12 protein-coding genes are annotated in these 13,572 nt (G+C 40.2%); 7 read left to right on the forward strand and 5 right to left on the reverse strand.

What is annotated here, in order from left to right; genetic code table 11:
• The first annotated feature begins 75 nt into the window (after window positions 1-75).
• From V7D82_RS01195 to V7D82_RS01210, 4 genes are read left to right on the forward strand one after another with little or no spacing between them, the layout of a single operon-like run.
• On the forward strand, window positions 76-414 hold the full coding sequence (locus tag V7D82_RS01195) for a TM2 domain-containing protein (RefSeq protein WP_333599142.1): 339 nt from the start codon (window positions 76-78) through the stop codon (window positions 412-414).
• A 3-nt stretch (window positions 415-417) separates the two neighbouring features.
• Window positions 418-822: a DUF2752 domain-containing protein gene (locus tag V7D82_RS01200; RefSeq protein WP_333599143.1), complete on the forward strand. Its 405-nt coding sequence runs from the start codon at window positions 418-420 to the stop codon at window positions 820-822.
• Window positions 819-1,250, forward strand: a complete 432-nt coding sequence (locus V7D82_RS01205) for a DUF4870 domain-containing protein (RefSeq protein ID WP_333599144.1) — start codon at window positions 819-821, stop codon at window positions 1,248-1,250. Before V7D82_RS01200 ends, V7D82_RS01205 begins: the two co-directional genes overlap by 4 nt.
• The gene (locus V7D82_RS01210; RefSeq protein ID WP_333599145.1) at window positions 1,250-2,050 is read left to right on the forward strand and encodes a M48 family metallopeptidase; all 801 of its coding nucleotides are present in this window, start codon (window positions 1,250-1,252) and stop codon (window positions 2,048-2,050) included. The genes V7D82_RS01205 and V7D82_RS01210 overlap by 1 nt, the downstream gene beginning before the upstream one ends.
• A 35-nt stretch (window positions 2,051-2,085) precedes the next feature.
• On the opposite strand, the gene V7D82_RS01215 is transcribed toward V7D82_RS01210, so the two are convergent.
• Complete coding sequence (locus V7D82_RS01215; RefSeq protein ID WP_333599187.1) at window positions 2,086-3,903, reverse strand: lysophospholipid acyltransferase family protein; 1,818 nt, start codon at window positions 3,901-3,903, stop codon at window positions 2,086-2,088.
• 164 nt (window positions 3,904-4,067) lie between these two features.
• Between V7D82_RS01215 and V7D82_RS01220 the strand changes: the two genes are divergently transcribed.
• The 3 genes from V7D82_RS01220 to V7D82_RS01230 all read left to right on the forward strand — a co-directional run bounded on the left by V7D82_RS01220 (window position 4,068) and on the right by V7D82_RS01230 (window position 7,004).
• Window positions 4,068-4,829, forward strand: a complete 762-nt coding sequence (locus V7D82_RS01220; RefSeq protein WP_333599146.1) for an exodeoxyribonuclease III — start codon at window positions 4,068-4,070, stop codon at window positions 4,827-4,829.
• A gap of 21 nt (window positions 4,830-4,850) precedes the next feature.
• On the forward strand, window positions 4,851-5,816 hold the full coding sequence (locus V7D82_RS01225) for an OmpA family protein (protein WP_333599147.1): 966 nt from the start codon (window positions 4,851-4,853) through the stop codon (window positions 5,814-5,816).
• Between the two features lie 153 nt (window positions 5,817-5,969).
• Complete coding sequence (locus tag V7D82_RS01230; protein ID WP_333599148.1) at window positions 5,970-7,004, forward strand: NADP(H)-dependent aldo-keto reductase; 1,035 nt, start codon at window positions 5,970-5,972, stop codon at window positions 7,002-7,004.
• Here the strand turns inward: V7D82_RS01230 and V7D82_RS01235 are convergent, their stop codons facing one another.
• From V7D82_RS01235 to radA, 4 genes are all read right to left on the reverse strand, one after another.
• A complete protein-coding gene (locus V7D82_RS01235; RefSeq protein ID WP_333599149.1) occupies window positions 7,005-8,381 on the reverse strand; it encodes a PQQ-dependent sugar dehydrogenase in 1,377 nt (458 codons plus the stop codon).
• Between the two features lie 91 nt (window positions 8,382-8,472).
• Window positions 8,473-10,098, reverse strand: a complete 1,626-nt coding sequence (locus V7D82_RS01240; RefSeq protein ID WP_333599150.1) for a DUF4139 domain-containing protein — start codon at window positions 10,096-10,098, stop codon at window positions 8,473-8,475.
• Window positions 10,099-10,197: 99 nt separating this feature from the next.
• Entirely contained in the window at window positions 10,198-12,150 is a 1,953-nt protein-coding gene (locus V7D82_RS01245) for a biosynthetic peptidoglycan transglycosylase (protein ID WP_333599151.1), read from the reverse strand.
• 60 nt (window positions 12,151-12,210) lie between these two features.
• Window positions 12,211-13,572: a DNA repair protein RadA gene (radA, locus tag V7D82_RS01250; RefSeq protein ID WP_333599152.1), complete on the reverse strand. Its 1,362-nt coding sequence runs from the start codon at window positions 13,570-13,572 to the stop codon at window positions 12,211-12,213.

Raw genomic sequence — 13,572 nt, forward strand, 5'->3', positions numbered from 1 at the left:
TGACGAAACGTATTTTTTTATAAGAATTTTATATATTAGAGCCATCAATTAACATAACCCAAAATTAAACGTATTATGGAAGCACAAAAAGTGGACATGTTCATGATGATGAACGCCAAATATTTCGAAAGCCATCATCTGAATGCTGTTAGAGAAAAATTATTAAGCTTGGACGAATCCAAATGGGGATTAGTACAAACACTTCAATTCAAAGAACCAACCACATCCTTAATTGTATCCTTACTTGGAGGTCAATTAGGTATCGACCGTTTTATGATTGGCGATACCGGAATGGGTGTTGGAAAACTGTTAACGTGTGGCGGATTAGGGATCTGGGCCATCGTTGACTGGTTCTTAATCATGGGTGCTACCCGTGAGAAAAACATGGAGATTTTCCAAAATACATTCTATTAATAGATGACCCGAAATAAGTTATATTCCTTGTTGCTTATAGCTTGTTTGGCCGGATTTAGTTATCTGTTTTATCATATTCATACTTTACAAAGTGACACTGTTCGAGTGTGTATCATCAAAAATGTGACAGGCTATCCTTGTCCGTCTTGCGGTACCACCCGAGCAGTTGCTTTGCTTTTGCAAGGAAAAATTATTGAATCGGTACTGTTGAATCCTTTTGGAATAGTTGTTGCTGTCATCATGACGCTATGTCCCTTTTGGATTTTAACCGATATTATTTTAAAAAAAGAAACCTTTTATACTTGGTATAAAAAAACAGAAGCTACTATCAGAAAACCTTGGCTCGCCTCGATTCTAATTCTCTTAGTACTGCTCAATTGGATTTGGAATATATATAAAAATCTATGATACAAGAAACCATTTTTGCCTACAAACCGGGCGAACACGAACGCGAGAAAGCATCCAATAGTTATTTGATGTCTTTGGTGGCGCTCATTGCCGGATTGCCGTTGCCGATTATCAATTTGCTGGCCACATTTTTCTTCTATTTAGCCAATAGAAAAGGAACCTATTATGTGCGTTGGCATTGTACTCAGGCTTTATTTTCGCAGTTAGCACTTTTAGGAATTAACAGCGCCAGTTTCTGGTGGACGATTTCCGTTTTGTTTTCCGATGAAAAAGCAAGCAATCAATACTTTGCTTATATTTTTACGGTAATCATATTCAATTTGCTGGAGATTTTCTCTACCATTTATGCGGCTGTACAAACCCGAAAAGGGAAACATGTGGAGTTTTTATTCTTCGGAAACGTTACTAACTTAATCTGTAAAGCCTAATGATCAAGAAAACACTTTTACAGGGATTGCTTATCGTAGCAGGATTTTTTGTGATTTGGTTCGGATTTTCGCAACTGGATTTCATGAAGTTTTTCAAAGTTCGGGAGCATACTCAAAACATGGAAAACAAACTAGGCGACATGATTTGGAATCAAATCGCCGATAATGAAAATGTGGTGACCAACGATACGATTGTTAAAACATTGGATAAATTAATCAACCCATTGTGCAAAGCGAATGATATAGAAAGGGATTCGTTAAAGATTCATATCGTGAAAAAAGATGTAATCAATGCTTTTGCTTTGCCGAATAATCATTTAGTGGTGTACACAGGATTGATAGAAGATTGCAAAAGACAAGAAGCATTACAAGGTGTTTTGGGTCACGAAATTGGACACATCCAAAAAAACCACGTGATGAAAAAATTGTCTAAAGAAATTGGCTATTCGGTTTTGTTAACGGCTGCCGGTGGTAGCAAAGGAGGGCAAGTGGCCAGAGAAATTCTAAAAACACTTACGTCTTCTGCTTATGACAGAAAACTAGAAAAAGAAGCCGATATCACTAGTGTGGACTATATGATCAAAGCACACATCGATCCAAAACCTATGGCCGATTTTATGTATCAAATGGCGCAGGAAAGCAAAATGCCGGACGGGATGAGCTGGATTGCCGATCACCCGGAATCAGAAGAACGCGCCAAATATATCTTGGATTATATCAAAGGCAAAAAGCTAAAAAACAAAGAATCCATAACCGAAAAAGACTGGAAAACGTTTAAGGAATTAGTGGATAAAGAATAACAAAAAAGCAACTCATTGAGTTGCTTTTTTTATGCCTATTTATAGTTCTTTTCTTTTCGTTCGAGTTCCGCTTGAAATTCTTCCATCACCGGTTTCATGGTGCTTTCCGGAATATCGGCAATTCGAATGTACATCAATCCGTCAATAGCGTTGTTGAATAAAGGGTCAACATTGAACGCCACCAAGCGCGCATTTTGTTTGATGTATTTTTTTATCAATACCGGAAGGCGCAAATTCCCCGGTTCGAGTTCATCAATAATCTTGTCAAATTTATTCAAATCGGCTTCGGCTTCATCAAAAATAAAATCCTTGTCGGCATCTTTCAGCTTTACTTTGAACTCCTTTTTCGGATGCACATATTGTGCAATGTATGGGTCGTAATAATTAGACTTCATAAACTCAATCATCAACGATTTAGAGAATTCCGTAAACTGATTGCTAATGCTTACGCCGCCTAACAAGAATTTATGCTCCGGATAATGCAATGTAGTGTGAATGATGCCTCGCCAAAGTAAGAACAGCGGCATTGGTTTTTGTTGGTATTCCTTAATGATAAAAGCGCGTCCCATTTCAATGGAATTATGCATCATCTCATGCAATTCGGGTTCAAAACGGAACAGATCGTTGAGGTAAAATCCTTCCATACCATATTTCGGAAAAATTTCAGAACCCAACCCCATGCGATACGCACCGGCAATTTGCTTGGTTTCATCATCCCACAAAAACATGTGATGGTAGTATTGGTCGTATTTGTCTAAGTCGATAGATTCGTTGGTTCCTTCGCCTACTTCGCGGAAAGTGACTTCTCGCAATCGCCCAATTTCGTGCAGTATATTCGGAATCTTATCCGCTTCGGTAAAGAACACTTCATAGTTTTTACTTTGCAATAATCTACTATCAGCGGCTCTTAACTTATCCACTTCGGCCACCATTTTTTCCTGATTGGCCGGTGTGGCAATTTGTTTTGGGTTCTTCGTCGGTTTTAAATTCAGATTCAGATTGAGGTTTTGGGGATCAAAAATATTGTTTTCTTTGTTGAAAGAATTGGCCAACATATAAGTCTTCTTTCTCAAAAATTCAGAGTATTCTTCAATGCTTTTGTGTTCGTTTTGTTCTGCAACGGAAATAGGTTTTCCAATACGCACTTTGATGACGCGTCCTTTTTGGGTCAACAGTTCCGAAGGCAGTTTGGCCGTACGGAGTGTTGGATTTATTTTGGATAACAAATAGAAAAAGCGACTGTTTTTGGCGTGAAAATAAATCGGAACCACCGGTACTTGAGCTTTTCGAATGACCTTGATAGCGCCTTCTTCCCAATCTTTATCCACCACTAATTGGCCGTCTTTATAGGTAGAAACTTCCCCGGCCGGAAACATCCCTAACGGTTTGCCATCGCTTAGGTGGCGCAAGGTTTCCTTAATTCCGATGACGCTCGATTTGGCATCTTTATGATTTTCAAACGGATTCACCGGCATGATATACGGTTTCATCGGTTCGATGCGGTGCAGTAAAAAGTTGGCTATGATTTTGAAATTCGGTTCTCTTTCCAGCATTAATTTCAATAACAAAATACCATCAATTCCTCCGAGCGGATGATTGGAAATGGTAATATAGGCACCGTCTTTTGGTAATCGTTTAAAATCTTCTTCCGGGATTTCGAACTTGATTTCGAATTCATCGAGTATCGCATTCAGAAACTCCACTTCGCTTAAATGTTTGTTTCGGTCATAGATTTTATTGAGTGTCGAAATTTGTAAAGCCTTCATTAATAGCCAGCCACAAAAAGTTCCGAAAACCCCGTATTTATCAGCTTTTATTGCTTTTGCAACTTCTTTAGCAGTGACTAAACCCATGTATACTTTTGATTTTTGAGTAAGAAACAAAGATAACAATTCTACTGAAATAGGATTCACAAAAAAGCGAATTCACCACTCTAATTTTAATTTTTTATTATGACTTATGAGTTTCAAATGTTTATGTTTTTACATACTTTTGGAAAAACTCTTAACAAGACTTCATGAGAATTATTTCTTATAATGTAAACGGGATTCGCGCCGCCATTTCGAAAGGATTTCTGAACTGGTTGCAGCAAGCCAACCCCGATGTAATTTGTCTGCAGGAAATAAAAGCTACCCCCGATCAAATTCCGCTGATTGATGTTGAGATTTCAGGCTATCCTTATCATTACTGGTTTCCGGCACAAAAAAAAGGCTATAGCGGTGTGGCTATTTTGTCAAAAATAAAACCCAACAATGTAGTTTTCGGCACCGGCATTGCCCACATGGATTTTGAAGGCCGAAACCTGAGAGTCGATTTTGATGACTTTTCGGTGATGAGTTTGTACCTGCCATCCGGAACGAATATCGATCGATTGGACCATAAATTCATGTATATGGATGACTTCCAAAAGTACATCAACGAGCTGAAAAAGGAAATCCCGAATCTGATTATTTGCGGCGATTACAATATTTGCCACGAAGCCATTGACATTCATGATCCCATCAGAAACAAAAATGTTTCCGGATTTTTACCGGTAGAGCGCTTGTGGTTAGACAACTTTATGAAAAGCGGTTTCATTGATACCTTCCGTTTTTTTAATAAGGAACCCGATAATTACAGTTGGTGGAGCTACCGTGCCAATGCCCGTGCCAATAACAAAGGGTGGCGCATTGACTATTGCCTGGCTAGCGAACCCATGAAAAACCGATTAACCAGAGCCGTCATTTTACCCGAAGCCAAGCATTCCGACCATTGTCCGGTTTTGGTGGAAATACAATAAACCCCAATAATAAATTTAGATATGATAAAAAAAATTGCCTTAGGAATACTGTTGCTGACTTTGATGTCTTCGTGTGTGTCCAAAAAAATCTATAATGATTTAGAGAATAAATACACCGATTTAAAGAAAGAGAACCGCAGTTTGGCCGATGAAAATGAAGAACTGCACAAAGCCAATGCCGAATACGATTCGATAAACAAATCACTGACGGCCGAGTTGAATAAAACCAAAGCCGCCAAAGACAAGCTGACGGCTGATTGCACGGCTACGAGTAACAACCTGAAAGCCTTACAGGATTCGTATGCCGCTTTGGAAAAAAACAGCAACGATGCCTTAGAGACCAATATGAACAAGAACCGCGAGTTATTGGCACAGTTGGAAGCCAAAGAAAAAGCCCTGGCTGCAGAGCAAGACCGTTTGAATAAACTGAAAAACGACTTAGCCTCGAGTACCAAAAGACTGAATGAGCTTGAGAGTATGATTGCTGCCAAAGATGCCAGCATGAAAAAACTGAAAGAAACCCTATCGAAAGCCTTGAATGCTTTTGAAGGCAAAGGCTTAACCGTAGAACAAAAGAACGGGAAAGTATATGTATCTATGGAGAACAAACTATTGTTCCAAACCGGAAGCTGGGCCGTAGGTACCCAAGGAAGACAAGCGGTAGTTGAAGTAGGGAAAGTGCTAGCCCAAAACCCGGATATTACTGTGTTGATTGAAGGCCATACCGATAACGATAAAATACTAGGAAACATTGGTGGTGGCATTGAAAGCAACTGGGATTTATCCACCAAAAGAGCTACAGCGATTGTAAATATCCTTGGTGAAAATGCCGGCATTCAAAAGAAAAATTTAACGGCTGCGGGTCGTGGCGAATATGCCCCGATTATGAGTAACGACACTCCAGAAGGCAAAGCCAAAAACCGCAGAATCGAAATCATCTTAACGCCAAAATTGGATGAGATTTCTAAGATGTTAAACGAGTTTTAAAAAATAGGTGCTGAGTCACTGAGCTACTAAAGGTTCTGAGTTTTCTCAGAGCCTTTTTTATTGTAAACGTTTCCAAAAAATGTGTTAATCGTTTCCCGTAACCGCTAACAATATTTTACTTTTGCACCACAAAAACGGCTTCAAATTCTACAAATGAACTACACTACGTTACCGAATACCGATATCAAAGTCAGCAAAGTTTGCCTGGGCACCATGACCTTTGGCGAACAAAATTCTGAAAGTGATGCCCATGCTCAGTTAGATTACGCCGTTGAAAAAGGTGTTAATTTTATAGATACTGCCGAAATGTATCCGGTAGCGGCGCGTCAAGCTACCTTGGGACTGACCGAAAAATATATCGGAACGTGGTTGCATCAATCAGGCAAAAGAGAAGACATGGTGATTGCTACCAAAATAGCAGGACCTAATCGCGGGATGGAATACATCCGCAAGCCGTTAAATTTTTCGAAACACAACATACACGAAGCGGTTAATAACAGTTTAAAAAACCTTCAAACCGATTATATCGATTTGTACCAAATGCACTGGCCGGAGCGCGTGATGAATATGTTCGGGCAACGTGGCGTTTCGAATATTGATGCGCAATGGCAGGACAATTTCTTTGAAGTGTTGAGCATTTATGACGGGTTAATCAAAGAGGGAAAAATAAAACACATCGGAGTTTCTAATGAAAATCCGTATGGGGTGATGAAGTTTTTACATGAAAGCGAAAAGCATCATTTGCCAAGAATAGCCACAATCCAAAATCCGTATTCCTTATTGAACCGCTTGTTTGAAGTGGGTTTGTCTGAAATTTGCCTGCGCGAAAACGTGGGACTGATGGCCTATTCGCCTTTGGCTTTTAGTTTCTTGACCGGAAAACATTTGAATGGCATTCAACCGACTTCCCGCTTGGGGTTGTTTCCGCAATTCTCGCGTTACAATAATGACAATTGCCACAAAGCCACCAAGTTGTATCAAGATTTAGCACTTGCCAACGGAATGACTTTAACCCAAATGGCTCTGGCGTTTGTAAACCAACAATCGTTTGTGATGTCCACCATTATTGGTGCTACTACGATGGCGCAACTTCAGGAAAACATAGCGGCTTTTGACTTGGTTTTGTCCTCGGAATTGGTAAAAGAAATCAATAAAATTCAGGCAGTTTATCCTGATCCGGCACCTTAATTATTCTACTACCAATTTGGATTGGTAGTGGTTTCCTGTTACATCTTCAACGGAAATCAGATACAAACCGGTGGCTAAAGAGGAAATGGTTACAGAAGGAGTCTCTGATTTTTCCAATGGTTTTGCCAATACTAATTTTCCGGTTATATCAAAAACGAATGCTTGGGTGAGTACTGCCTCTGAGCTGTTTTTGATAAAGATTTCGGTCTTCGCCGGATTCGGGTAAAAACTCAAACCACTTTTAGTAAAGTCGTGTAAACCCAAAGAAGTGTCAATGATTTTATAGATTACACTACCATCGGCTACATACAGCTCACCGTCTTTATCTTCCCCAAAAGTGGTGATGGTACCGGGAGCGTCATACATCCAGGTTAAGGTTCCGGCGTTGTTTATGGTTCCTATTTCGGCAGTACAATAATCGGCAAAGAAGTATTTGTTGGCAAAATTCGGATACAGGCTTCCGGTATAAAAGTACCCGCCGGTAACAGAGCATCTGCCCGAACCATGCGCGTATTGATTGATAGGTGCCACCGTAGCCGCATAAGTAGGGCAAGGGCCTTGGGCACCGCTATAGGGAGCATTCGCTTCAAAACAATTCCATCCAAAATTTAATCCGGTATTCGGTAATGGGCTTGGGATTTTGTCAATTTCTTCAATCAAATCCTGTCCTACGTCAGCAATCCATAAATCGCCGTTCAAACGATTAAACGAGAATTTCCATGGGTTGCGCATCCCAATAGACCAAATCTCATCATTACCGGCAACGCCAACGAATGGATTAGTGGGAGGAATGCCATAAGGGGAACCCGAATCCACATCGATGCGCAACATTTTCCCTAAATTTTCATTGCTATTTTGAGCTCTGTTTCCGGGGTCGCCACCGCTTCCGCCATCACCCATTCCGATGTAGAGATATCCATCAGGGCCAAATTTTAAACTTCCTCCGTTATGATTGGCAAAAGGTTGGGCAACGGTGAGCAAAACTGTTCCGCTGGCAGCATCAGCTACATTCGCATCAGCGGAAACCGAATAGCGGGCAATAACGGTAGCACCATCGCCGGCGCGGGTATAATTGACATAAAAATAACCATTCGTAGCATAATTAGGATGAAAGGCCAAACCCAGCAAACCTCTCTCGCTACCGGTAATAATGGTAGCTGTGGTCAAAGTCAAAAACGGCGTGGCATTTACGGTTCCGGTAGAGCTTACTACCTTAATAATACCCCCTTGTTGTACCACAAATAAGCGGGAGTCGTTTGCCGGATGTGTTATTTCGACCATAGAACTGAAGCCTGTGGCAAAACTTTGCAGCCCAATGGTTTGTGCTAAAGAAGCAGAAGCCAAAAACAAGAAACTAAAAAGTAGATTTTTTTTCATAGCTAATGGGTTTTTGGTAAAGTTATAAATAAAAAGGTTATTCTCAAACAGTTATAAAAAAACGCAATCGGTGAGGATTGCGTTTTGGTTTTTACAAATTATCGATGGTTTTGTCTTTAGGGTATTTGACTTTGTAACTGATTCGGATTTTCTTGGTTTCGTTAGGCGAAAGTTTCAAATCCCAAGTCAGTATTCCGGTTTCGGTATTGACTTTGGCACCGTTGCTTTCCAATAGTTCAATTTCCACTTCTTTATCTGTGCTTAGCGGATATTGGTCTTTCAGTTGCAGAATGGCGGCTTCTTTTTTGTTGTTTCTAACGGTGATGTCAAAGGTAAAAGTCTGTTCTTTTTTAGAAGATAAAAACTTAGTTCCCGATTTATCCACCACTTTTTCGCGTTTGATGGAAATCTTTTTATCCCTTCCCATACTCAAATTCAGGGTGTCGGAAGTCTGATTGGGATTGATCATAGTTTTACCTACATACAAGCCTTCGAAGATGATATTGGCTTCGCCCGGCAATAAATTGTATTTCGAATAATCCTCAATTTCCGCCAATAAGAAAGCTTCTTTTTCTACTCTTGGCGCGGCGTAATATTTATAAGTTGCCGGCAGTTTGATTTCTTTCAATGCTACACTGTGTGGTTTGCCATTCGACAAAATATCATACGGAAGGTCGATGTCAAAAGACACGTTGAGTTGGTTTTCTGCTATAGTCGTGTAATTTGAAACCGATGATGTGGTAACTACTTTGGCTTTTTTTGCTTCATATCCTGTAGCAACAACTTCCTCTAAATCATTTGATTTGCTATAGGTATTCCCTCTATAATAATTATAATCTTTATCATTATCTTCCCGGTATCTCAAAAACCAAGAGCTCAAAAGCGGTGCCTGATTGTTCTGATTAGGATTGCCGGAAGACAGAGTCAGTTTTACCTTTTTCCAGTCAATTCCGGTCGATTGGGTTACCTGACCTTTATACATCATGTTGATGGGTGTGGTGATGTTTTCGGCCCGCAAATCGTAAAACGGCGACCAGGAAGCGGCATTGGAAATGTAATTAATATCCAAATTTACAGCGCCTGCAATTTCATTCATCACTTGGATAATCAACTTGCCTTTGGAGTTTTTATCTTCTTTTTGTGTATTAATTTCCAGTTTGGATTTCAAGGCATTGAGCTTGGTCGTGAGTTTGGTTTCCTTTTCTTTTAAAGTTACGATGCCATTGTCCAATTCCGTTCGTTTGACTTTATAATAATCAACCAACTTCATCAACTCACCTACATTCATGCCGGTATTAGCGCCTGCTACCGTTTGATTGGCATCTAATAAGGCAATGGTTTGTTGATTGGTATAAGTTTCAATCTGTACTTTTTTGATTTCCTTTTCGGTCCAGGTAATGCTGTCGCGCACTTTTTTGATGGCCGGATTGGCTTCGTCAATTTCGTATTCCGAAATGTAGTTTTGGGTAAATTGTACCGAAAGGACTGTTACCGTTGAAGGCGCGCCAATTTGCACGGTGTTTTCATTGAGATAATCGGCTACGTTTTTAATGACGATTTCGCTCGTTCCTGCAGGAAGATTTACGGCAGTAGTTTGCGATATTTCGGCGGCATTAAAATAAACAGTAGCCGCTTTTACTTTTGCGGTGGTGAAGATTGGTTTTTGCGCAACACTAATTGCCGAAACCAATAAGGCTAATAAAAATAGTTTTTTCATAATATATCAAGTTAAGGTCATAACAGTATAGAGTAGTTATAACGCAAAAAGGTTGGGAATAGTATGAAATTTTTTTAAAAAGAGGGATTTGTCATCCGTCTAAAACTCAAATTCATCCGTGCTGAGGCTGTCTTTCTCGATGGTGTTGGCCGATTTTTGTTTCAGAAATAATTGTGCCGGACCGGAAATGGATAAAGGGAAATTGTAAATAGTGTCATTAGCCGTCAGCAGGTTTCGGCGGAACATCAATTTGGTCAGGAAAGTACTTTGTTGAGCAGCATAGGATTTTAGTTTGTGGTCAGCATCAAAACGCGACATAAATCCTTTCGGATTGGGAATGATGGTGGCCAGAAACAAACATTCATTGACATTCAAATCATGCGGGCTTTTTTGAAAATAGAAATGCGACGCTTCGCCAATGCCATAGATATTCGGGCCCCATTCGATGATGTTGAAATACACTTCGAGCATGCGTTCTTTAGTGCTGATGTGATTGTTTTCTAAAATATACACCAACAGGATTTCTTCCAGTTTTCGCGACAGGGTTTTTTCACGGGTCAGAAATACATTTTTGATTAACTGCATGCTGATGGTACTGGCACCCCGGGAGAATTTTTTGGTACGGATGTTTTTGGCAATCGATTGTTTGAAAGCTTCATTGATAAACCCACGATGAGTGAAAAACGAAGGATCTTCGCTGGTCAATACACATTTTTGCAAATAGGGAGAAATGGCTGCCAATGGCGTAAAATTAGGATTGGAATTCCCGACAACTATTGGCCGCTGCAAAACGCCTTTGTCAATAGCACGATAGACGAATTCGCTGTTGATTTTATTCAAATCGGCTTCTCCGTATTTGGTGATTTTTAATCCTTCGGGTTTGAGTTTGCTGTCAAAAATAACATCATTCGGTTTGTGATTGTTGTATTCAAAATTCAAGGCATAACTGAAATTTCCTTGTGCCTGCATGCCTTCAAAATGACGGAATAAACCGCTTGGCAATGACGAGATAAAGTCCTGCGCTTTCATTTTGGGAATGATTAATTTAAGCGCATAAATTTTATCCGTTTCATTAGTGTAGGAAATATACGGTTGGCATTTGATACGGTTCAATTGCATGGTTGAGGTGCTGTCTAAAGCCATAAACCGTTTGCCGACAATCCAATGATAATCAAAGCGGGCATTTTGTACGACCACATCTTTTCCGGCAATTTTTGGGTGGTTGACAAATAAATCCTGAATGGAGGAATAGCCGTCAATATGCAATTCGCCACTGTCCATCGAAAGATTATCCAAGTTGAAATGAATCGATTTGAATCCGGTTTTTAAGTTGAATTTCTTGTCCAAATACGGGATCCGAATCGTATCGCTTTTGGCATTATAAAATTGCAAATCCGCTTTTCGGTCTCTGGGATCGGCAAAACCATTGATGCTCCATTGCTGCGAAAAATTATCAGAAGTAACCTGAATCAGCGTATTGAGTTTTTTATCGGCCAAAGCCAATTGGTTAAAATCGAAAACCACTTTATTGCCTTTGTCATCAATTTTAAAAGCAAAGCCTTTAACGCTCATATCCGTTGGCACCAGGTCCATTAATTTGGAGGTGATTCGGTTTAAGAGCTTGGCATAATTGACTTCGGTATTGTCTGTTTTTTCTTTTTTGGAACGAAGGAAAGCATCGAAGTTGCTGCCGTTTTTGGTTTTCACCAATTGTACATAGCCTTTGTTGATTTCCAATTTTCCCAATTGAATATCGCCCACCAAAAGCTTCCAAAAGTTCACACTCGTTTTCAACTCATCAATCCGAACTAAGGTGTCGGCCTGTTTCGGAACTAGATAAATGTGTTGGAATTCAATATTGGTCAAACCGTGAAATTGCGCTTTTTCAATGGTGAACCGGCATTGATAGTCGCGGTTGAGTTTGGCATCAATGCGATGAATGACTTTTTCTAAAATCGTATTTCGAAAAGCAAAAACCAACACCAATCCGAGCAGTACTACTATGCCGCTTATTTTGAGAATAAGGAACGCTTTTTGCTTTTTGGATTTCATAACGAATTGGTTTTACTAAAAACGACTTTTTCGGTCTTTTAGTATAATTAGAACTAACAATTACCCAAACAATTGCTCCACCACTTCTTCAATTTTAGATACCAAAACGATTTTGATGAGAGCGTTTTTGATGGCGATTTTATTGTATTTAGATACAAAGATAGTAGCAAATCCCAGTTTTTCGGCTTCCTGTATGCGTTGTTCTACGCGATTCACCGGACGAATTTCTCCCGACAATCCCACTTCGCCGGCAAAACAAACATCTTTGCCCACCGCGATATCCTCATTGGAAGAAAGAATAGCAGCAACAACGGCTAAATCAATCGCAGGGTCATCCACAGAAATACCGCCAGTTACGTTTAGGAAAACGTCTTTGGTTCCCAAACGAAATCCGGCACGTTTTTCCAACACGGCCAAAATCATATTCAATCGTTTGGCATTGTAGCCCGTTGTACTTCTTTGCGGCGTTCCATAAACAGCGGTGGAAACCAAAGCCTGAATTTCGATCATTAACGGGCGCATGCCTTCCAGAGTAGAGGCGATGGCGGTTCCTGAAAGTTCTTCTTCGCGGTGTGAAATTAAGATTTCGGAAGGATTGGAAACTTCTCTCAAACCCGAACCCTGCATTTCGTAAATTCCCAATTCGGCAGTAGAACCAAAACGATTTTTGAGCGAACGCAGAATTCGGTAGACATGATTTCTGTCGCCTTCAAATTGCAAAACGGTATCGACCATGTGTTCCAATATTTTCGGGCCGGCGATGTTACCATCTTTGGTAATGTGGCCAATCAGGATCACCGGAATGTTGGTTTCTTTGGCAAATTTGATTAGCTCAGCAGTAGTTTCCCTAATCTGGGAAATGCTTCCGGCCGTGGATTCAATATAATCAGTATGCAGTGTTTGAATCGAATCGATGATGACAATATCGGGTTCGGTTTCTACTATGTGACGGAAGATGTTTTGGGTTTTGGTTTCCGTCAGAATCAAACAGTTTTCACTATTTGGGTTGATGCGTTCTGCGCGCATTTTGATTTGCTTCTGGCTTTCTTCGCCCGAAACGTATAAGGTTTTATAAGGTAATTTTAATGAAATCTGCAGTAGCAACGTACTTTTTCCAATGCCAGGTTCTCCACCCAAAAGAATCAAGGAGCCTGGAACAATGCCACCGCCAAGGACTCTGTTTAATTCGCCGTCAGTGGTATCCATTCGCACTTCCTGAGTGGAATCGATTTCTTTTATTTTGAGTGGTTTGGAAACTCTTTTGGAGTCAGTAGCTGTTGGTTTCCAGCTTACTTTTTCTTCCTTTTGAATGATTTCTTCGGCTATGGTATTCCATTCTTTACACGAATTGCATTGCCCTTGCCATTTGGCGTATTGAGCCCCACAATTTTGACAAAAAAAAGTAGTTTTGAGTTTGGACAT

The organism is Flavobacterium sp. (assembly GCF_036741995.1).
Taxonomy (GTDB): Bacteria; Bacteroidota; Bacteroidia; order Flavobacteriales; family Flavobacteriaceae; genus Flavobacterium.